The organism is Microbulbifer mixtoriginis (SeqCode), from assembly GCF_052466765.1.
Genome location: NZ_CP174289.1, coordinates 2,236,968 through 2,259,305 on the forward strand (window position 1 = coordinate 2,236,968; position 22,338 = coordinate 2,259,305).

Here is a 22,338-nt window from a genome sequence, read left to right on the forward strand (position 1 = left end):
TCGCTCAACTGCCGACGGCCGAAGTGCCGGCATATTCTCGAATAGCCTCCAGCAATACGTCTTCCTGGTAGGGCTTACCCAGGTAGTGATTAACTCCGAGAGACATAGCGTGATCACGGTGCTTACTACCGGTACGGGAAGTAATCATCACGATGGGGATATCTCGCAAGCGACTACTGGAGCGAATATGCCGCGCCACTTCGAAGCCATCCATACGAGGCATCTCGATATCCAGAAGTATCAGATCTGGAACCTTATCCTGCAGCTGAATCACGGCATCCTGACCATCTTTGGCGGTACTGACCAGATAACCTTCGCGCTCCAGGAAGCGTGTGGTTACCTTGCGTACCGTTACGGAATCGTCCACCACCATTACGGTCTGCTGGCGCTCTTCCCGCTCGGGCTGCTCTTCTACCTGCAACTGCAGCTGTGGGATATTCGGGCGTGCTAACTGGGTTGCCTGACGCCGCAGCAGGGCATGGGCATCGAGAATCACCACCACACTGCCATCACCAGTTACCGTTGCCCCAGAAACTCCTTGCACACCAGAAAACTGCGGACCAAGACTCTTTACAACAATCTCGCGGCTGCCGCGGATAGCATCCACTTGCAGGGCCATAGCGTGACCTTCGGAGCGCACCAGCAATACCGGTAACTGCATATCATCAACACTGAGCTTCGGTTGGGCACCAGACTTCAGCAGGGTGCCGAAGTAGTTCACTTCGTACAGCTCGCCCGCATATTCAAAGCGGGCATCGCTAGAGCGGTAGTAATGCTCCAGCTCAAAGGGGCTCAGGCGTACGATACCTTCAATAGTGTTGAGTGGCAGGGCAAACAGGTCTTCGCCAATCTTCACCATCAGTGCGCGGTTGACCGATACGGTAAACGGCAGACGCACTACAAATTCCGTGCCGGCACCCGCCTCGGAATTGATATGCACGCTGCCACCGATCTGTTTGAGTTCGGCGGAAACTACATCCATACCGACACCACGGCCGGAAATTTGGGTAACTTTTTCCGCAGTGGTAAAACCTGCCTGAAGAATAAACTGCAATATCTCGGTATTGGAGAGCTCCGCATCCGGGCGCATCAGGCCATTTTCCACAGCCTTCTCCCGCACACGGATCAGGTTCACCCCTGCTCCATCGTCGCGAATGGTCAGCACCACCTCACTGCCCTCTCGGGCGAGAGCCACATCGATGCGACCGCGTTCGGCCTTGCCTGCCGCGCGGCGTGCATCAGGCATTTCAATGCCGTGGTCTACCGCGTTGCGCAGCATATGCTCCAGAGGTGCCACCATACGTTCCAGCATGGACCTGTCCAGTTCCCCCTCGACATTGGAGAACACCAGCTCCACCTGTTTACCGAGCTCCGCACTCACCTGGCGCACAATACGACGCAGCCTGGGCACCAAGCGTGAGAAAGGTACCATGCGACTGCGCATCAACCCCTCTTGCAACTCGGTATTAACACGGGATTGCTGCAGCAACAGTGTCTCGGTATCGCGGGCTTTGTTATCCAGGGTGGAGCGCAGCTCCATCAAGTCAGAAGTGGACTCAAGCAGGGAACGGGACAGTTGCTGAATAGATGAGTAGCGGTCCATCTCTAGCGGGTCAAAATCACCATCCTGCTCGGCCAACTGCTCCTGGCGGAACAAGATTTGTGCCTCGGTCTCACGATCCAGACGACGCAGCTGCTCATTGAGGCGCAACAGGGTTGAATCCATCTCATCGAGGGCCAGGCCAAACTCGCTCATCTGCTCTTCGAGACGGCCTCGGGAGATTGCGGTTTCACCGGCGAGGTTCACCAGCTCTTCCAAAAGCTCAGCGGCAACCCGAACCATTTCCTGTGGTTGGTTCCTGGTGGGAGTCGCCACTTCATTTTCCACACCCTCGGGCTTGCGGATAAATGGCAGAACATTGCCAGCATCAGAAGATTGTAATGGCTGCGGCAATGACTCAGAGGGCTCTAGCTGCTGCTCAGGTTCAGGACGCTCCTCGCTTTCTGCGGACAGTGACTCCTGTTTATCGACAACGATGGACTCATCAGCAACAGTCACAAATTCAGAATCAATACTTGGAGGTACTTCCTCCGTGATAGCTTGAGTGACAGGTTCAGACACATTGCCAAGCGGGTTCTGAATGTCGGCCCAATCTGTGGTGATCAGCTGAACAAAGGCCTCCAGCTGCTCACCTGCCATCCAAGCGCGAACTGTTTCTACTCCCTCGGCAATACGGTCATGTGTGAAATGCGCCTCGCTAAAGAATTGTGCAGAGGGTTTCACAATATCGCGCATGCCCTCGATCGCTGTTTCAAAGCGGTGAGCAACTTCACCAAGCCCCATAAGGCCGGCCATGCGGGCGCCGCCCTTGAAGGTATGCAGCACCCGTTTGAGCGCCTCAGCCTGCTCACCACTCTCTGGTGTGTCTTCCCAAGCCTGAATCAGCTCTTCCAGCTCGTCGGTAAGATCGCCAGCCTCCTCCATAAAGACATCGACCACATCGGGATCAATATCCGCCAACAGGCGCTGTTGTTCGGCAATACTCAGCCCAGCTTGTGACTCTGATACCACTTCCACAGTAGGCGCTTGGTGAACAGGCTCCACAGCCTCAATAGCAGGCCCTACTGCACTCTGTTCAGATTCAGCTGTCTTGTCAGCGCAGATGTCTGTAGTCTCGGCCACCTCGAACAGCGCGTCATAGAGGTCATCCAAGACTGGCTCGGGTGAGACGTCCACGGATTCCACAGCGCTCTCGTCTACCATCTCCACCATTGGAGCATCGACAGTTTCAACTTCCGTTGATTGCGCGGACTCTAACTCTACCTCAGGCAAAGTCGCAGAAACGGACTCAGCGGTGGGGGCAAAAATCGGCTCCAGTACGGAGGCTTGCACCTCGTCGACAGAAACTGAGTGCTCTTCAATATTTTCAGTTTCTAGACCAGAAACCTCTGCAACCTCTCCAGCTTCAGGGTCGAGAGTTTGTGCCTCGATACCCAGTTCGCTCAGGTCGTAGTCATCCTCTGGTACATCTTCGCTCACTTCGCCTTCGGCCAGATAGCGCAGAGCTTCCTCTACCGCCTCACTAACCTCAGGTAAGTCCTGGGCAGCGGCGACAGCATCCACTAGATCAAGTAACTCGTTGTGCCCCTGCTCAAGGGAGGCCCATAAGGCGGGTTCTTCCTCTAGCTGATCGGCCAATACTTTGCGATAAACTTCCAACAGTAACTGTGCCAGCTCTGCCAGGGTCGGTAGCTGAGCGCGACTGGCAGCCTCCTGCAGGGTATTGAGCTCTTCGGCAACTTCACTCACCTGAGATTTATCGGCAGGATTTGCACGCCACTGATTGAGCATCTGATCCGCATCCAGCAGGACACGCATACCGTCTGCCATCAACACTTCAAGAAGTTGAGGATCTACTGCTCTTGGCTCATTCGCTTCGCGCTCGCGGATCAGGTGGCCTACGGAACGTTCCTGCAACTCGGCAACACGGGCAAGGAATTGCTCGGCCCTCTCAACCTCAATGGCCTCTGCAGCGCGGATCTGTGCCAAAACCTGACGCACGTAATTTGCGCCATCGCCAATCAACTCGAAGATATCCGCATCGATGGGCACCTGGTAAATACGCAGCTCTTTGGCGAAGCGCTCCAGCGGCGCCATCATTTCGGCCACCACCTTGACCTCTGCCATATGCGCAGAGCCCTTCAGGGTATGCAGGGCTCGGTGCAGGGGGTCACTGGGTACACCGTAAACCGGAGCCGCAGCACGCATGTCTGCAAGGTAGTCATCAACGACACCCAGATGGGTTTCGGCCTCTTGGGCAAAGATCTCCCACAACTGTGCCCGCTCGTCGCTGCATTCTTCTTCCTCAACGATTACAGTAGCTGCAGTATTGGCATCTTCGACCAGCAGTTCCGAGGGGATATGCCCCTGGCTGAGCTGCTCCGCCCAGGCTTGTAACTGCAGGGTAAGGGATTTGTCCGGATCGCTCTTGCGGAGACGGAATGCCTCGATCATCGATGGCAGCTTCTGATATACCCGCTCAATTAACAGCACATGGGCGCGCTCAGGCTTTATGCTGTCATCGATTACCCGATTAAGCATATTTTCCACGGACCAGGCCAACTCACCAATATCCAGCGCCTCGACCATACGGCCGGAGCCTTTCAGGGTATGGAAGCCACGGCGGAACTCCACCAGGGCGTCTGAGTTGGCAAAATTAGCGGCCCATTCCGGAAAATAATTGCCGATATGCGCGAGTACTTCGCTGGCTTCTTCGAGGAAAATTTCGATGATCTCATCATCGATCAAGCTCTCGCTATCATCGACTAACTCTTGCGATTCGCTCTCAACAGGCTCTGAGGTTGACCCAGTTTCTGCAAGCGGCTCCACTTCGTTAGGTGACAACACATCTTCGCTGTCTGCTGCCATTGCTACAGAAATTTCTTCTTCTGCAGCTACCGCCGGGGCCTCGGAAAGAGTCTCAGGCTCGACAGTACTTTCAACTGTTGAGAACCAGTTGTCTTCATGCTCATTAGCTTCTTCCGCAGCAGGGACTTCCACTTGCTGCAGATCCAGTGTTTTCTCCACTGGCTGTTCAACATAAGGGACGGATTCGATCTCAAGCTCAGCCGTTGCAGAGACAACATTGAGAAGTTGCTCTTCACGATTATCTTTGTCGGTGTCTGCGCTATCGAAAAACTCCGGTGAAAATAGCTCAAGTCCAGCGTTATCCTCTTCAATCACCACGCTTTCGTGGACGGACTCAGTCTCCTCCGCAGATACCTCAGCATCAGTAAAGGCAATGCCGAGGTTCGCGACACTGTCTTCCGCCAGAGCCAGCAACATCTCGGTATCATCCAGGCCTTCAACTCGGCGTTCCAGATAGTATTCGACACTCGTAATCGCGTCGGCCAGGGTATCGAGCATTCGCCATTCCGGCTGCTCTGCCCGGTCGATCAGTGCATCGCTGATAAAGTGATTACAAGCGGCAATAATTTTGCTCGCACGCTGGTAGCCCACCATTTCAAGGCCACCACATACCTCTTGCAGGCGCTGGGGTACGCGGCTTAGATAGCTGATATCCCAGTGGCTGGCCACATACTCCATGACCGCCTCTTTAACCGCCTCCAGGCCCAGGCGCGCTTCGCGCAGCACCGAATCTGTAGCATCCCCCATAATCGGCTGTTCATTATCACCGCGCTTATTGCGGTCGACAGCAGCCGATAGAGCTGAGTCAAGCTGCACCAGCTCACCTGCGGCGCGCATCAGGTACTCTTCGACATCAGTGCCGCGCGAAGCATCGCGTAGGTACTCATAAATGCCGCGGGCACGACCTCTCGGCGCTTCGAGACCCAAAACGCCGAGGGTGTCTGCAATCCGCTTGGCGATAGCAGCAGTCTCACTGAGGGGAGGAAGTTCGGAGGCTGCGCCACTGGGTTCCAGCGCCTCACGCACCAGCTGCAACTCTTCACGCAGTGCAGTTATTGCAGTACCCAATGCTTCAGGCCCCATGGCCAAGACATCTTCTGTATCTGGGCGGGGCGTGCCCGGCACTGCCCTATCCAGGGCAAAGCGTTGGTACAGTTCCTGGCAACGGCTACCATTTGGACCGGCCAGATAAACGTAGAAGAGTAGGTTGCTCAGGAAGTCTGCATCCAGCTCGGCATCCAGTACTCTGGCACCGCGACCCTGCAGCAGGCGGAACTCTACATCGACTCGGCGCAGCAGATGGCGCAATGCTGGTTGCACATTGATACGGTGCTCTGCCAGGGCTTCCAGGATACCCAGTAATACTTCCCACAGAGACTGCCGCCGACTACCGCTGTAGAGAAGCTGCAACTTCTCGACAATTTTCACCAGGTAAGAGAGGCTCTCACCACTGTTTACATCGCGGATTAGCCCCGCTGCGGCAACGTGATACATCTTGCGCAACTTGCCCACCAGCTCCTGCAGGCGCACATTGTCTGCAGTCAAAGGCTGGCGCTTTCCGGTGATGCGATTCGATGAAGTGAGGTCCGGGGAAAAGAGTGCGCCCTCGGTAATCAGGCGCTCGCGGCGCACCGCGCGCAAATCATTGAGGAGGGGCAGCAACAGCACCGCATTATCACGGCGCTGAAAAGAAACCTTCTCTAAATAGAGAGGTAATTCCAGCAGGGCGCGCATCATAAATTCGCGCGTCTCATCGGTATTTTCAACGGTGCCACCGGCCAGTGACTGAAGCAATTGCTCCATTTCCTCAGCCAGCATCGCCGCACCATTGAGTTGCGCCATATGCAGGCTACCGTGTACCTGGTGCACCAGGGACAAGCTGTTCTGCAGCAGGGTCTCACCGGCTTGCGGATCCGTTGCGAAAGTCTCGAGGAACTGGCGTGCCTGTGCCAGAGTCTCGTTAATTTCGCCTATCAGCCAGTCCAGGGCCATGAAATTCGGATTGTCGTGACTCACGCCAAGTCCCCAATAATTCATTCTCTATGCAGGCGCTCTACCCGAAGCGATCCAGGGTTCGCAATCTTGCGGAAATTGCTCCGTGCGCCCTCTCCGCCCGGCAGCCAACGAAGGCGCCGGGCTTTATTTTGTGGGTTAGGCCAGAGCCCGATCTTCACGGGACTCCAAGGAGTTGCTTTCCTCACTGTCGAGCGTGAAAGTTTCCGCATCCATCTCCGGCAACTCCACGTCGTACATTTCACTATTGGTTTCCACGCTCTCCTCTTGCGGCAGTTTGAAGCCGGCAACAGATTCACGCAGGGCACTGGCGGTCTGCGCCAGATTACCAATAGACTGAGCAGTAGCCTGTGTACCGGCAGAAGTCTGCGAAGTAATCTCCTGAATCACGTTCATGGTGTTGGAGATGTGGCCAGCAGAGGAAGCCTGCTGGCGGGCGGCGTTGGAGATGTTTTGAATCAAAGAGGCCAGGTTGCTGGATACATTCTCGATCTCTTCCAGCGCAACACCGGCGTCCTGTGCCAAACGTGCACCACGTACCACCTCTGTGGTGGTCTGCTCCATGGAGATTACCGCCTCGTTGGTGTCAGACTGAATCGCTTTTACCAGGCCTTCAATCTGTTTGGTTGCCGCGGCAGAGCGTTCCGCCAGTCGCTGAACCTCGTCCGCAACCACGGCAAAGCCTCGACCGGCGTCACCCGCCATGCTCGCCTGAATGGCAGCATTCAGTGCGAGGATGTTGGTCTGGTCGGCAATGTCATTAATCAGACTTACGATATCGCCGATCTCCTGGGAAGATTCACCCAGGCGCTTGATCCGCTTGGAGGTGTCCTGAATCTGCTCCCGGATATTATCCATGCCCTTGATGGTGTTCTGTACCACTTTGGAACCATTGCTGGCGATCTGTACCGAGCGCTCGGCAACCTGAGCAGATTCGGAGGCGTTAGCAGATACCTGGTCAATGGTAACCGCCATTTCGTTCACCGCGGCGGAGGCCCCGGCAATCTCCTGAGCCTGATGCTCGGAAGCCTCGGCAAGGTGCAGGGCTGTCTGCTGGGTTTCCTGAGAAAGCCCGGATACTTCCTGTGCGGTGCCGTTAATTCGAGATACCAGCACACGCAACTGGTCGATGGTGAAGTTGATAGAGTCTGCAATCGCACCAGTAAAGGCCTCGGTTACCGTTGCGGAGGTGGTCAAGTCACCATCGGCGAGGTCAGCAAGCTCATCCAGCAGCTGCATAATCGCCTGCTGGTTGCGCTCATTGGTCTCGGCTTCTTCCATCAGGCTGCGGCGGGTACCGGAGAAGGCCATTCCCATCATGGCAAAAATTAACAGCACGAATGCTGCAGCCAAAATGGTAATAGTCATATTGTTTGGCTGACGTTCATCGGCCAGATTCACAATACGGTCGTTCAGAGTACTGAGAGCCTCAAGCAGCTGTGGCGAGGATGCAATAATGCCGTTGGTTGCCTGACGTGATGCAAACAGTGCCGGGGTTGCTTCGAAGATCTCGCGAACAGACGAGCTTACAAATTCAAACAGTTCGGTAATTTCATCGAGCGAGCGGCGCGCTTCCTCATCGGTAATGCGGGAGATACCCATCACTACATCACCGCTCTTCATGCCATCTACCACTTTACCGAACAAGCTAGCATCGGTATTAAACTGGTCGGCTGCGCCTTCGGCATCGTCATCACCCTGCAGCATCTTGTCGATGTTTCGACCGATTCGCTCAGCCCGCCATACCTGTAACTGAGCCTGTTCAACCTGATTGGCCGGGGCATTATTAGCTAGCAGAATTTCCACAATATTGTTGTGCTCAGCCTGCAATTCCGGCAGGGAGTCACTCAAAGTGGTGGCAACATCGTTCAGGAAGATAATCGTTTCTTTGTTACCGGTAATCGTTTCTACCTGCTCGCGCAACTTACGCCAAACGGTACCGTAAGTCGCTAGCTCAGCGTCCAGCGCCCTGCGGCTGCCTTTATCCATTCCCTGCAGCTGATTCCAGGCGTTAGCCATCTGCCCGGAAACTTTTTCCAGCTCGGCAAACGCTTCGTCGTCTCCGGAAGTGGCCGCCGGTGCATAGGAGACCAGCTGATAGGAAAGTGCGCGAAGTTCAGCAACTTGCTGTAGGTACTCTTTATCGCGATCACTGCGGGTCTGCACCAAATAGATACTGACAATCAGCCCCGCCAGTACGGCGAGTACCAGCAGACCCAAACCCAGCGCAGCAGGGTTACTGCGAAACGCGGAAAAGGAGCTCTGGGAGCCTGTTTTCATAGTTTACTCCTAGCGGGCCCAAGCATTAGGCCGGTTTAATACCACTGAATATTTAACGCTTTAATGACAATGGCCCTCAGCCAGTGCGAATATCCCTGCACCGCTTTAGGGTCCCCCCAACATCTCAAAAGCTGCGAGATGCCGAAAATTCAATCGGACCTTAACGAGTGGCAGCATCCATGAAATGAGGGTCTTTGAGCAGAGCCCGCATGTCGAACACCAGCCACCGGTCCTTTTGTAAAATAAACTGGCCATGCACCATCGGCGCAAATGGCTCAATTAAATCTGTTGGTGCTTCACGGGCATATTCAAATGCCAAATGCTGCATTCCGTGCAACCTGTCGACAATCAACCCCACGTAGGTTTTTTCCCGCTCCAACACCAGAACCCTGCGCTGTTGGCGCTGGCCCGAGAGGTGGCCGCCGTAAAAGGCTGCGAGATCAATCAGGGGTAACAGGCGGCCGCGAACATTAGAAACACCTTTTACCCAGGGCTGAACGCCGGGAATAAAGGTGTGCTGCGGCACTTCGAGCAATTCCACAACATCATCCATTGAGGCGACGAAGTTGTGGCCGAGTAAAGAGAAACCGATTCCGGTCCAATAGGGTTTGATTTCTCGGCGGCCGGGCAGGCCGGTGGCCTGCGCTTTAGCTCGCCGAGCGATATCAACAAGTGCTAGATAGGGGGTTTGTGACTGCACGCTGAGCAGCTGGCCGTCAGGCCAACACCTCCCCAATTGCACTCAACAATTTGCCCTCATCAACGGGCTTGGTGAGATAAGCTTTTGCGCCCTGGCGCATACCCCAAACCCGGTCGGTATCCTGATCTTTGGTAGTCACCATAATGATCGGTATCCCCGCGGTATTGCCATCCTTACTCAGCTGGCGTGTGGCCTGGAATCCATTTAACCCAGGCATCACAATATCCATCAAAATCAGATCTGGTCGCTGACTGCGTGCAACATCCACACCATTTTCACCATTGGGCGCGGTGATTACCGAATGGCCATGCTTTTCAAGTATTGTGGTCAGCTTGTGTGTTTCGGTAGGAGAGTCATCAACTATTAATACTCTTGCCATCATTTCCCCCATGACTTCTTCGAATTGGCAACTGCTCAATAAATGACAGTGCTTGGCGATTTGTTGTATTTATTTTGATGGCATGTGCCAAGTCTGCACTTACTGCCAATGCACTGCCAGACTACAGAACCTTCCACCACAGGCAGATGTGGTGAACGGTATGTCTGTTAATTCATCCCCCCCAAAGAGCGAAGGGGTTGGCCCAAAAAATCAGACCCTTTTTGTTAGTGATTACTTAGGCTGCGTGGTGCGGTTTTGCGTGAGCGGAAATTGCTCCCAACAGCTCGCTTTTACTAAATGGCTTTGTCAGATATTGATCACAACCAACAACGCGGCCTTTCGCTTTGTCGAACAAACCATCTTTACTCGACAACATCACTACTGGAGTGGAGCGGAATTCACTGTTGTTTTTAATCAGCGCACAAGTCTGATAGCCATCCAGGCGCGGCATCATGATATCGACAAAAATAACATCGGGACGGGAGTCCGCGATTTTCGCCAACGCATCAAAACCATCTGTAGCAGTGACGACCGTGCAACCTGCTTTTTGTAGCAGAGTCTCGGCAGTGCGGCGAATTGTCTTACTGTCGTCAATCACCATTACAGTCAGACTTTCCCAGTTAAGCTCCATAGTCTTTATTGAATCCCCTGTTTACTTATTTTCGGGCACGCGAAAATTTTTTATCTGCACCCTTTTTTGAGCCGCTTGCGGGGCCTGGGTGTCTCTCTTTGCCAAGATCGCACACTGGGTGGAACTTTTATCACAGAACCCCAGGTGAATCTAGCCGCGCTGAAGCACCGCAGACCTTATGGTGCAAATAATCACCACTTTTTATTGCCAATCCAGACAACTTATCTAATTAAGTTGCACCTAGACGAAGCTGCTCTTACCTTATCCACCCTACAAGTTGGCAGTGGCAACATTTCAATCAGCCACAACCACCGCGGCGCGGGATCAAAAATCCCTTCAACTACGGAAGCTAAGATGAATTACTCCCTCGGTGTGGTGATGGACCCCATCGCCCAGATCAATTTTAAGAAAGATACGACACTCGCACTGTTACAGGCCGCACAAGACAGCGGTTTCCAGCTGTTTTATTTTGAGCAAAGCGACCTGTATCTGGACAATGGCCGCGCCATTGGTAAGGGCAGACCACTGAGGGTATTTGACGATGCCGAGCGTTGGTTCAGCCTGGAAGAAGCCAGGGAGATGCCCCTTGGAGAACTCGATACCATTTTAATGCGTATCGACCCCCCCTTCGATAATGAGTACATTTACTCCACTTACATCCTTGAAGCGGCTGAGCGCGAAGGTGCATTAGTCGTTAACAAACCGCAGTCCCTGCGGGACTGTAATGAAAAAATTTTTGCAACGACTTTTCCCCAGTGCTGCCCGCCTGTATTGGTCAGCAAGGATATGCAGCGCCTGAGGGAGTTTCATAAAACCCATCGGGATGTCATTTTCAAACCCCTCGATGGCATGGGTGGCGCAGGTATTTTTCACTGCAAACCGGACGGCGCTAATTTAGGCGCCATTCTGGAGATGCTCACCCAGCACGGCCGCCAGCAAATCATGGCTCAGCGTTATATTCCCGAAATTAAAGATGGCGATAAGCGCATTCTGGTTGTCGATGGTGTAGCCGTACCCTACTGCCTAGCCAGAATTCCCGAGGCGGGTGAAACTCGCGGCAACTTAGCCGCCGGTGGCCGTGGTGAAGCGCGGCCACTGACTGATCGAGATCGATGGATCGTGGAACAAGTCGCCCCCACCCTGAAGGAAAAAGGGCTGTTATTCGTCGGTCTGGATGTTATCGGTGATTACCTAACGGAAATTAATGTCACCAGCCCAACCTGTGTGCGTGAGATTGATGCGGCCTACGATACTTATATCGGTGCGCGACTAATGAGCGCCATCACACACCGTCTGGCACAAAAGCGCTAAACTGCGCCTTTAACTTGAATGACTCCCACCAGTGAACGGGCCGGATGGGAATGCCGAGCGTAACGCTCGGCAAGATATAAGCAGTAACCGATAATAGATAATGAATTCCACCGCCAACACGACGCCAAATTATGCAGACCAGCGCGAGCGTTTTACGTTCTCGCTGTTTCTCGCTGGCGCCATTCACGCGCTTTTGATTTTTGGTGTGGCTTTTGCCGAACCTGAAGGGCGGCAAGCCGCACCAACCCTGGAAGTTACTCTGTCACAATATAACTCGCCACATGTACCGGAAGATGCCGACTACCTGGCCCAACACAACCAGCAGGCCAGCGGCACGGCAGATACCCCAAAGGAGCTGTCCAGCAATCGTCGCGCCGAATTTGCCGATACGCAAATTCACGATGTTAATCCTCTACCACAGCAGCAAGCCGCACGGCCTGCTGACCAGCGCCGCCAGTTGATCACCACGATCGGCGATAGCCCTCTGCAGGCCCCGGAGCTACCCGCCGAAGACAAGTTTTCCGAAGAGAAACGCGGCGATGCCCCAAATGATCTAGCCAGGACAAATCCAAAGATTGCCAGCCTGCAAGCGCGCCTGGATAAAATTCGCCAAACTATTGCCCAACGCCCGCGAGTGCGACGCCTGACCTCAGTGGCAACAAAAGCCTCTGCAGATGCCGCTTATCTGCACGAATGGCGCCAAAAGGTGGAAGCAATAGGTAGCGACAACTTCCCCGCGGAAGCCCTGCAGCAGAAAATCACCGGCAGCCTGCGCATGATGGTGCGCTTGCTGCCCACAGGCGCGGTGGAGGAAGTCATGATTCTGGACTCTTCGGGAGAGCGAATCCTCGACGATGCCGCCCAACAGATTGTACGCCTGGCAGCCCCCTTTGCGCCTTTCCCAGCAGAGATTCGCAAGGAGGCTGACCGCCTCGAAATTATCCGCACCTGGCGCTTCGATTTAACTGGCTTCTCCACTACCGCAGGTGAGCTGCCCGAGCGCGGCTAAACTTGCCTTGCACGCAAGCGACCTAGAATCCAACTATGCCCAATTCGAACATTGACAGCGACCTAACCCATGGCAGCTTGCGCGGCCAATTCCTACTGGCCATGCCCGGCATGGAGGACCCGCGCTTCAAGCACAGCATCGCTCTAATTGTTGAGCACAGCCAAGAGGGGGCTATGGGCATAGTGATCAACGCCCCCAGCAAAGTGCACTGGCGAGAGGTTTTCGAGCAGTTGTCGCTGAAGGACTCCAGCCAACGTGGCGATGAAACTGTTCTGCTGGGCGGGCCTATTTCTCCCGAGCAGGGCTTTGTCCTGCACGGTGCCGGCGTACATTTCGACTCGACGAGCGAAATCAATTTGGAAATCAGTCTTACCGCTTCCAGGGATATTCTCGAGTCACTGGCCTCAGGACATGGCCCCGACGATGTGCTGCTAGCTCTGGGCTACGCCGGCTGGGGGCCAGGACAATTGGAGCAGGAACTGGCGGAAAACGCCTGGCTGACTCTACCGGCAGAACCCGAAATCCTGTTTGCCACCCCAGTGCAAAAACGCTGGCAAAGTGCCGCCGCTCGACACGGTATCGACCTCTCAGGGCTCGGCTCACAGGCCGGACACGCCTAGCCCTTCCCGGTTATCATTCGGCCCAAGATTGATCCCTCTAATACCGGATGTTCCCTCTGATGAGTAAACCCATTACCGCCCTCGCCTTCGATTTTGGCACCCGTTCCATTGGCCTCGCCTTTGGCCAGAGCCTGACCGGAAGTGCCAAAGAGCTGCCACCACTGCCGGCAAAGGATGGCAAACCCGACTGGGACAAGGTCCAGCGACTAATCGACGAGTGGAAGCCACATTATTTGCTTGTGGGTTTACCGCTGAATATGGATGGTAGTGAGAGTGAATTTGGTGTTCGTGCACGTAAATTTGGCCAGCGCCTGCACGGGCGCACCGGGCTACCGGTAGAAATGATTGATGAGCGCCTCAGTACCCGCGCAGCCAAAGAAGAGGCAGCGGAACGTGGCCACCGCGGCAGCTACGCCGATAATCCAGTGGATTCCATTGCCGCGCGTATCATTCTCGAGGACTGGCTGCGCACACGCGCCTGATCTCCGCTCCCAGAATCTGTGCAAGCTGAGCCATAGCTGCCGCCGCTCTGATAGAATTACCCGCCCACACAAATGAGTGATCGAGCCCAATGCCCATTTCCCGTATCCGCATCGCTACGCGCGAGAGCGCCCTGGCCCTATGGCAAGCCAATTATGTTAAGGATCGCCTGCAGCAGGAGCACCCTCAGCTGGAGGTAGAGTTGCTGCCAATGACCAGTCGTGGCGATCAGGTGCTGGATATACCCCTAACCAAGGTGGGCGGCAAAGGGCTCTTTGTCAAAGAGCTGGAAGTGGCCATGCTGGAGGGACGCGCGGATATCGCCGTACATTCTATGAAGGATGTGCCGATGGAATTTCCCGAAGGCCTCTACCTGCCAGTTATTTGCGAGCGCGAGGACCCGCGTGATGCCTTCGTCAGCAACCGCTTTGCCAATTTGGAGGAACTGCCACAAGGCGCGATTGTGGGTACTTCGAGCCTGCGCCGCCAGTGCCAACTTCTGGCGCAGCGCCCCGATCTGGAGGTCAAGTTCCTACGCGGCAACGTAAACACTCGCCTGGCCAAACTGGATGCGGGAGAGTACGACGCCATTATTCTCGCTGCTGCCGGGCTGCTACGCCTGGAGATGTGTGAGCGCATTCGCAGCTTTCTCCCCTCCACTGTATTGCTGCCCGCCGGCGGCCAGGGCGCTGTCGGCATCGAAGCCCGCAAAGACAGCGAGCTGGAAGCCCTACTGCAACCACTGCACTGCCATGAAACCGCCGCGCGACTCAGTGCAGAACGCGCACTGGTTAAGCGCCTGAACGGCGGCTGTCAGGTTCCTATCGGCTGTTATGCCGAGCTGGAAGGCGACGCTCTGTGGCTTCGCGGCCTGGTCGGCAGCCCCGATGGCACCCGCATGATCCGCGCCGAAATCCGTGGTGCAGCCATTGATGGCGAAGCTCTGGGCGTTCAACTCGCTGAACAGTTGTTAGAGCAGGGTGCCGACAAAATTCTCGACGCGATTTAAGCCCAGGACAGATCCATATGGCCAAGCGCCTGCAAGGCAAGCGCGTACTGACCACGCGCCCCGCCCATCAAGCCGACACCTGGGGCGCGCTATTGCGCGCTACGGGCGCGGAGGTTGACACTATCCCTATGTTGGCTATTGAGCCCCTCATTGATGAGGCGGCTCAGCAGGCCATTAAAAAACGAATTCTCGATTTCGACCAGGTGGATTTTGCCATTTTCGTCTCCCAGAATGCGGTGCGCTACGCCGTCGACTGGCTGGAGGATTACTGGCCACAGTTACCCCAGGGGCCACAATACCTCGCTATTGGCGCGGCCACGGCTAAAGCATTACTGATGCGTGGTATACCCTGCGAGCACAGCGGCGAACACATGACTTCCGAGGACCTGCTCGCCCTCCCCACCTTACAAGAGGTTTCAGGACTTCGGGTACTGATCTTCCGCGGCACTGGCGGACGCACTCTTATTAGCGACACCTTGCGCGCACGGGGTGGGCGTGTGGATTACTGTGAACTCTACCGTAGGTCCCTACCTGCAGGTGCCCCAGCGGATTTGGCAGGGTATTCTTTCACCCCGGATGCCATCACGGTCCACAGTGGCGAGACTCTCGCGAACCTACACAGCTGCATTGAGCGTGCAAATTGCGCGCACCTCCTCCAGGCTGCCCTTATCTGTCCCAGCGCGCGCGTCGCGGAGCAAGCCCGTGCTCTGGGTTTTATCTATACCAGCAGTGCTCAGAATGCCGGAGACAGCGCTATGCTAGAGGCACTGCTCAGGGCGCTAAACTGAATTGCTCTCGAATTTACTGCCCTATTGGGTTAAAAATCTCAAAACGACACCACCGGCGCTATTATGGTCGGTGCCACTCGCTATAATTCGACGACAATTACCAGCTGCGCCCCAAGCCCATGACCAACGAAAAACCCAAGGACAATCCTTCCACCCCGGCTAACGAACTCACTTCCGATGCACTGGACAAGGGGGGGAGCAAGAGCAATTTTGCCAAAGCAGCAGAAGGCAAAACTGATAAGGCCGCTAAAAATGTGATGCCTAAAAAGGGCGGAGGGCATTGGTGGTGGCTGGTCTTTATTCTGCTGCTTATCGCTTTGATCGCTTTTGCCTGGTACAGCTGGCCCCAACTGCGCAACCGCATCGCACAGCTGGACTTTTTCCCTACCAAACAAACTGTGTCCACACAGAAAGCCGAATCACAAGGTGAAGTCACATCGCCAAATATTTCTACCGGGCCTGATACTTCCAGCCAAGCCCGCGAAGGGATAACTTCTACTGTACCCGCTGCACAATCTACTGCCGAACCTCCTTCCATAGAACCCCAGCAGGCAGAAGCGCCGAGCGTCTCCCCACAGAACCAGCAGCTTGATCAACTTCAACAGACAGATACTGAGTTGCGCAGTCAAATACAATCGCAAACGCGCACTATTTTGCAGCTACAGCAACAGCTAGCAGCTCTTCAGCGCAGCCTCACCGCCCAGGGCAACCGGCTCAGTGAGCTGGGTAATGTGAGCCGGGAGGACTGGCAGCTGGCCGAGGCCGACTACCTATTGCGAATGGCCAATCAACGGCTGATGCTTGAAGATAATAGCCGCGCCGCTCTGGGCCTTGTTGAAAAGGTCGACACCATTTTGCGCCAAGTAAATCTTCCCGATCTCTACGGAGTGCGCCAACAGTTGGCACGGGATATCACCGCTTTGAAACTCGTGGAAAATATCGATCGAGAAGGCCTCTATTTACGCTTGCGCGCCCTGGAAGAGCAGTTGATCCGCGCCTCTATACAGCCGCAATTCGATATGGCCCAAACTCCAAGGGAGGTGGCAAAAGCAGAGCCCACGCAGGATAACCAATCCGCATGGGAGCGCAGCTGGAAAAATTTTACCAACTTCCTACGCGATTCTGTTCGCCCCATCGATGGCGATATCAACCCGGTAATGCTCTCCCCTCAAAGCGAGGCACGCTTTCGCCAAACCCTGCGTCTAAATATGGAGCAGGCACAACTGGCTCTATTGCGCGGCGATAGCACCGTTTACAAGGACGCTCTTGATAGCGCCCGCGAGCTGCTTTTGACTTATGGCACAGCCAATTCCCAACGCAACACACTCGCGCAACAACTGGCAGAACTCAGCAAACAGCCCATTCAGGCGCAAATGCCAGACCTGAATGCCTCACAGGTGGCTCTCTACAATTACATTGAGCGGCTGCACAAAACGTCAGGGTATGGCACCGGCACCGCCGAGGAGGTCAGCCAGTGAGAAAGGTCCTTTTTGCTGCTGTCGCCCTATTACTTCTCGGTGCCTTACTGCCGCAGATAAATCAGAATTACCCCGGGTATTTGGTAATCGGCTTCGGTGGCGAACTCAACAAAGGCTATGAGATGAATCTCTGGTTCGCCATAGTCGCGCTAGTTGCCCTTTTGCTCGCCCTGTTTCTTCTCACCTGGATAAGCCGCAGTCTCTTTCGCGCTGTGCGCGGCAGCGTCGATCGCCTGCGCTTTGGCCGCCAGCGGGTCGCCCGCAGACGTCTCACTAGTGGCCTGGTGGAGTTTATGGAGGGCAACTGGTCACGTGCCCGACGACAACTTTTAAAAAGTGCGCCGCGCTCCGAGGCGCCACTGATTAATTACCTGGCTGCCGCGCGCAGCGCTCATGAGCTTGGATTTCGCGAAGAAGCCAATGAGTTGCTGGCAAAAGCCGAAGCCTGTGGCGATGACACTGGCTTGGCAGTGGCTTTGAGTCAGGCCCGTATGCAGCTACAGGATAAACACTACGAACAGTGTATCGCCAGCCTCAAGCGAGCCAAGCAATTAGAACCTAAGCACCCGGCTCTGCTACAGATGCTCAAGCAGGCCTATTACGCTTTGGGGGACTGGAGCAACCTGAGAGAACTTCTCCCTGAATTAGAAAAACACGCCAATATGTCCGAAGAAGACCGACAAAAACTAGAGCGGGAAGTCTACGAACATCAACTCATCGAAGCCGCAAACCGAAACGACAGAGAGAAACTACATGACATCTGGCACGGCCTGAATGGCCGCTGGCAACGCAACGTAGAGCTTCGCAGTCTCTTTGCCCGTCTGCTGCACCAAAGCGGTGATGACAGTGCCGCGGAAAAACACCTGCGTTGGCTACTAAACCGAGAGTGGGCTCCCAAGCTGGCCGATCTATACGGCCGCCTTGCCGGTGCTGACGCAGCGGCTCAGCTCTCTGCTGCAGAGGGCTGGCTCAAGGAATATGGTGAGAGTGCCGACCTGCTCACCTGTCTCGGGCGCCTGAGCTTACGCAACGAGCTGTGGGGAAAGGCACAACAGTATTTTGAGAAGAGCCTGTTGTTACGTCAGGACCCCGCAACCTCTGCAGAACTGGCACGGCTATTTAAAGCACTCGGCGAGAAGGACAAAGCCTCGCGCTTGTTTGAGGAAGGGCTGATGCAAGCTGTTCCAAACTTACCTCCTGTATCCATGCCCAGTCAGGACAAACCCCTGCTCGGGGTACACGCCTAACCGTTTCTCCAAGGGTCCAGATAATCTGGGCCCTTTTCCTGTTATACTATTTGCCCCATAGTAGTAAGCCTCCGCATCCTTTTTGAGGCTTGCTCCATGACACCGTCACAGCAATATCTCTCATCCTTCGCTATTTTATTTTCCATTCTCTTATCACGGGTGACGCTGGCTGCTGACAACCCAATCCAGCCACAAGATAAGCTGCTGAGTGACTACGAGTACCCCTATCCGGTTAAGACTCTAGAGCTATCCAAATTAGGCCAGCCTGTGGCCATGGCCTATATGGATATTATTGCGAACAAGCTTGTACGCTCTAAGGGAACAGTACTGCTTCTGCACGGTAAAAATTTTTCCGGCGCCTACTGGAAAGATAGTATCGCCGCGCTCACAGAACAGGGCTACCGTGTTATTGCTCCAGACCAAGTTGGCTTCGGAAAGTCCAGTAAGCCATTGATGCAATACAACCTGCACGGTATGGCTACAGATACCAAATTTCTGCTCGACAAACTCAAAGTGGATCAGGTTTCTGTAGTTGGTCACTCCATGGGAGGCATGCTGGCTACACGCTTTTCTTTAATGTACCCGGAGATGGTGAGAAAGCTCGCCTTGGTAAACCCAATCGGCTTGGAGGACTGGAAGCGCGTCGTACCATACGAACCCCTGGAACAAGCCATCCTTAGGGAGCAGGCACAAACACCCGAAGGGATTAAGAGCTATATGTCCAGGGCCTATTTTGATGGGAAATGGAGAAAGTCCTACGATTCCCTGCTCGATATTCAGGCCGGCTGGTCACTGGGCCCTGATTCTAAGCATATAGCCAAGATTGATGCCCTCACTTCAGAAATGGTTTTCACACAGCCGGTTATCTATGAATTCGCAGATCTCACTGTGCCTACCTTACTGATTATCGGTACCCGGGATCGCACCGCGATTGGCCGCGCCCGCGCTGCCGAACCCATTAAAAAGACTCTGGGGCGTTATGACCTATTGGGTAAAAAAGCGGCTGCCATTATTCCAGATGCGAAGTTAACCGAACTTGATGGGGTCGGGCACATACCGCAGTTCGAGGCCTTCAATGATTATTTCGAACCCCTGAGCCAGTTCCTTAATGAGGAGTCTCAGCAGGATTCCGATTGAAAAATTCCTTTCAACCTAAATCAGCCCCACATGACTGAAATAGCCTCAATGGAAAAATAAAAGCTTTCCAGACAGCAATAAAATTCTCTAGCTTGGGGGTTTTCACTAAATCTATACCGTAAAGCAGCGAAGCTTCTGTTTACCTTTACACCAGAAAAAAAGAAAAATTTATAAAACAGCACCACTTAGAGGGAGAGATAACTTGGATCAGGAACAGAAGACATCCGTAAAAAAGCTATTTGAAAGCTACCTGACCAAGCTGAATAAGAAAAAAATTGCCCGAAGCTATTAGATATTTGCGAACATACCAGCAAAAAGAAGCATCGCTAGGAAAGTAATTATTCCCTGCAGAATCGCAATAATTATTGCTTTCAAAAATCCAGTACCCAATACCAACATATAGGCAATAGCCGCCAGTGGAATAGTCAAGAGAACCCCGGCGCTGTCACTCACACCGGGCAACATGCCGCCCACTATTCTCTGTACAATTAATGCCAACAATAAAGCAAAAAGACAGTGGAAAACTCCTGTATTTCTCGCCCCCATCATGGCAGCAGCCATTTTTAATGGCAGGACTAAGACTGCCACCATAATGATTACAAAAAGAATCAATTCCATTTATCACCCCTCCCTCATATTGTAATTATTTGCCCTAATCCCCAGGACCATCATGATGTAATTTGTTTATCGACCACTAAAAGCCAGACAAGAATGTCATCAAATGTTAAATATATTGGTCGACTGCATAATTAACATGCAATATAGCATCGAAGTATAGAAGAGATTACATCATACTACCTAAGTCACATTTGGTTGAATTAGACGCACAAAAAAAGCTGGCAGAAGAATCACTACCAGCTTTATTGCAAGAAAGAGTGATATACAGAATTGATTGATTTGACAGTTTACTTACGTACTAGACGCATACTCGAAGGCTTTAGAGCTCCATTTTCCATATAGCTCTCTGTACGGATGATCCCTTCACTCTCCAACCACTCAAAGCCCAAACTATGTTGGTGATTGGCTTCTAAATCCAAAAGATTGGTAGCATCTTTGAAAGAAAATACCAGCTGTCCTCTTTCACCACTTGAACTAAGCTGCAAACGGGGCTGATTTCCTTGAGGGCAATAGTGGGTTGCCAATAAATTGCCATTATCCATATGATAGATAGTGAGCGAATGAGATTTACCCTTATACAGCCAATTCTCTACCAAAACAGAGGCTCCGGCAGTCTGGGAAAATTTAATATAAAAATCCCCCCCAGTATCGCCTTCCTTTTTCCAGTCTCCGCTAAGTGATTTTATTCGTTCGAAAGCTTCCTTACTCTTCAGGTTAGTCTCTTCTGCATTCACCATAAGTGGAAAACAACACAGGACGACAGAAAGAAATTTAATTATATCCTCTTTGGCTCTAATCATAATTGGTACTCCTTTTCCTATAGTGAGAGAGCTCAACCCAATGATACCCATTGGAACTTCCTCAATCACCGAAAAACCTATTAATGGATTTTGAGAAATTTCAGATAAAATCTTGATTATTTTATCTTATTTATGATTATTATATTTGCATTAAGCGCTTGGCAATATGCCTCATCGCCTCGGCTGACTTACTATCCATACCACGGTTCATTAGTATAATAAAGCCATCCTTACGGTCTGGGTCAAAATACATAGCAGTAAAAACCCCCAGATCTGACCCCATATGCCCCACAAGCCCATCGCGATCTCTCCAAAAAAAGCGTTGCGAATCAGAAACCGATTTGGGCAACTGCAAACGAAACATTTCTTCATACATGGTATCAGACAAGAGTTTCGCCCCTGATTTATCCCGGTTATGAAGGACTGCCAGTAGGAAATCACTAAGGTCTGCAATACTTACGCGAACACCACCATCCGGATACTGTGGATTACCATTGTGAGGATATGGATGAAATTTTTTATATTCGAAAGGTGGCTTAATAAACCTTCCCACAAAATAATTTATTTTGCTCGATTCATCATCAGTACACAGGCCGACAAATGGTACACATTGCTCTACTTTATAAGGCACAGCTATAGAATTCAGATCCATTCCATTAAGTTTCCAGCTTGCACTTTCCATTTCCAAACGGTGAAAAAGGGTATCCTTGCTATAGTCAGCGAGGGTTTGGCCTATTGCAGACTCCACTAGAAGCCCCGCCAAACCTGCAGATAAGTTGCTGTATTGCCGTCTTTTCCCTGGCATAGATTTCAGATAATAGTCTCCATTATTGTACAGACTACCTTCCTTAGTAAGGAGAGCACGGAGATGTTGCTCAAGACTAATTTCTGGGTCGCGGTTTTCAGAATAAGTGGCATAGTCATAGTAATCCGCAATACCTGCAGTGTGACTTGCCAGATTTCTTAAAGTAATTTTTTCACCTCTTGTATGTGGATTATCCACCTTAAATGGTAAATAGGTATTGATATCCCGATCGAGTTCCAAATTTCCATTATCGACCAATTGCAATAGCGTTACGCCCATAATAGGTTTGCTAATTGATGCGATATTAAAGGGAGTATTCTGGGTAACTGCCTCACCAGATTCCACATCCGCCATTCCGTAGACTTGCTGAAAAACAAGCTTACCGTCTTTTACTCTTGAGACGGCCATACCAGGAATAGCCGCCTCTGTCATAATTGCGGGCAGAAATTCTTCAATATTGGTAATCTCGGCGCTTCTCTCCTGCTGGCTTGGCAATATAGCCCAAAATCCGAAAACGCCAACAATCATTAAGCTGACAGCATAAAGTACTCTCATTTAAATATTCCCCACAATTAATCAAAGACGGCCATAAAGCTGATACCGA

Annotated in this window: 17 protein-coding genes; 9 read left to right on the forward strand and 8 right to left on the reverse strand. The window is 52.9% G+C overall.

Features of this window, described 5'->3' with window-relative positions:
- Window positions 1-4: 4 nt before the first annotated feature.
- The 5 genes from ACJJIV_RS09815 to pilG form a co-directional block, all read right to left on the reverse strand.
- Entirely contained in the window at window positions 5-6,421 is a 6,417-nt protein-coding gene (locus tag ACJJIV_RS09815; RefSeq protein ID WP_444891711.1) for a hybrid sensor histidine kinase/response regulator, read from the reverse strand.
- Between the two features lie 159 nt (window positions 6,422-6,580).
- A complete protein-coding gene (locus tag ACJJIV_RS09820) occupies window positions 6,581-8,722 on the reverse strand; it encodes a methyl-accepting chemotaxis protein (RefSeq protein WP_252084184.1) in 2,142 nt (713 codons plus the stop codon).
- A 160-nt stretch (window positions 8,723-8,882) separates the two neighbouring features.
- Entirely contained in the window at window positions 8,883-9,422 is a 540-nt protein-coding gene (locus tag ACJJIV_RS09825; protein ID WP_444883443.1) for a chemotaxis protein CheW, read from the reverse strand.
- A 16-nt stretch (window positions 9,423-9,438) separates the two neighbouring features.
- Window positions 9,439-9,801, reverse strand: a complete 363-nt coding sequence (gene pilH / locus ACJJIV_RS09830) for a twitching motility response regulator PilH (protein WP_252084182.1) — start codon at window positions 9,799-9,801, stop codon at window positions 9,439-9,441.
- Window positions 9,802-10,036: 235 nt separating this feature from the next.
- A complete protein-coding gene (gene pilG / locus ACJJIV_RS09835) occupies window positions 10,037-10,432 on the reverse strand; it encodes a twitching motility response regulator PilG (RefSeq protein WP_020413651.1) in 396 nt (131 codons plus the stop codon).
- 354 nt (window positions 10,433-10,786) lie between these two features.
- On the opposite strand from pilG, the gene gshB reads away from it, so the two are divergent.
- From gshB to ACJJIV_RS09880, 9 genes are all read left to right on the forward strand, one after another.
- Entirely contained in the window at window positions 10,787-11,743 is a 957-nt protein-coding gene (gshB, locus tag ACJJIV_RS09840; protein ID WP_252085942.1) for a glutathione synthase, read from the forward strand.
- A gap of 100 nt (window positions 11,744-11,843) precedes the next feature.
- Complete coding sequence (locus ACJJIV_RS09845; protein WP_444891569.1) at window positions 11,844-12,752, forward strand: energy transducer TonB; 909 nt, start codon at window positions 11,844-11,846, stop codon at window positions 12,750-12,752.
- 35 nt (window positions 12,753-12,787) lie between these two features.
- The gene (locus ACJJIV_RS09850) at window positions 12,788-13,372 is read left to right on the forward strand and encodes a YqgE/AlgH family protein (protein WP_444883441.1); all 585 of its coding nucleotides are present in this window, start codon (window positions 12,788-12,790) and stop codon (window positions 13,370-13,372) included.
- A 59-nt stretch (window positions 13,373-13,431) separates the two neighbouring features.
- Window positions 13,432-13,854 carry a Holliday junction resolvase RuvX gene (gene ruvX / locus ACJJIV_RS09855; RefSeq protein WP_252084179.1) on the forward strand — a complete coding sequence of 141 codons (423 nt, stop codon included), beginning with the start codon at window positions 13,432-13,434 and terminating at the stop codon, window positions 13,852-13,854.
- An 89-nt stretch (window positions 13,855-13,943) separates the two neighbouring features.
- Window positions 13,944-14,861 (forward strand): hydroxymethylbilane synthase, encoded by a 918-nt coding sequence (gene hemC / locus ACJJIV_RS09860; RefSeq protein ID WP_444891570.1) that lies wholly within the window; start codon window positions 13,944-13,946, stop codon window positions 14,859-14,861.
- A 17-nt stretch (window positions 14,862-14,878) separates the two neighbouring features.
- Window positions 14,879-15,649, forward strand: a complete 771-nt coding sequence (locus ACJJIV_RS09865) for a uroporphyrinogen-III synthase (RefSeq protein ID WP_444891571.1) — start codon at window positions 14,879-14,881, stop codon at window positions 15,647-15,649.
- A 119-nt stretch (window positions 15,650-15,768) separates the two neighbouring features.
- Complete coding sequence (locus tag ACJJIV_RS09870) at window positions 15,769-17,127, forward strand: uroporphyrinogen-III C-methyltransferase (protein ID WP_444891572.1); 1,359 nt, start codon at window positions 15,769-15,771, stop codon at window positions 17,125-17,127.
- Window positions 17,124-18,374, forward strand: a complete 1,251-nt coding sequence (locus ACJJIV_RS09875; protein ID WP_252084175.1) for a heme biosynthesis HemY N-terminal domain-containing protein — start codon at window positions 17,124-17,126, stop codon at window positions 18,372-18,374. Before ACJJIV_RS09870 ends, ACJJIV_RS09875 begins: the two co-directional genes overlap by 4 nt.
- A 96-nt stretch (window positions 18,375-18,470) precedes the next feature.
- Window positions 18,471-19,511, forward strand: coding sequence for an alpha/beta fold hydrolase (locus ACJJIV_RS09880; protein WP_444891573.1), 1,041 nt, complete (start codon window positions 18,471-18,473; stop codon window positions 19,509-19,511).
- Window positions 19,512-19,799: 288 nt separating this feature from the next.
- Here the strand turns inward: ACJJIV_RS09880 and ACJJIV_RS09885 are convergent, their stop codons facing one another.
- The 3 genes from ACJJIV_RS09885 to ACJJIV_RS09895 all read right to left on the reverse strand — a co-directional run bounded on the left by ACJJIV_RS09885 (window position 19,800) and on the right by ACJJIV_RS09895 (window position 22,289).
- On the reverse strand, window positions 19,800-20,129 hold the full coding sequence (locus ACJJIV_RS09885) for a hypothetical protein (protein ID WP_252084173.1): 330 nt from the start codon (window positions 20,127-20,129) through the stop codon (window positions 19,800-19,802).
- Window positions 20,130-20,416: 287 nt separating this feature from the next.
- Window positions 20,417-20,929, reverse strand: a complete 513-nt coding sequence (locus ACJJIV_RS09890; RefSeq protein ID WP_444891574.1) for a hypothetical protein — start codon at window positions 20,927-20,929, stop codon at window positions 20,417-20,419.
- A gap of 139 nt (window positions 20,930-21,068) precedes the next feature.
- Window positions 21,069-22,289, reverse strand: a complete 1,221-nt coding sequence (locus tag ACJJIV_RS09895) for a serine hydrolase domain-containing protein (RefSeq protein ID WP_444891575.1) — start codon at window positions 22,287-22,289, stop codon at window positions 21,069-21,071.
- Window positions 22,290-22,338: the final 49 nt, after the last annotated feature.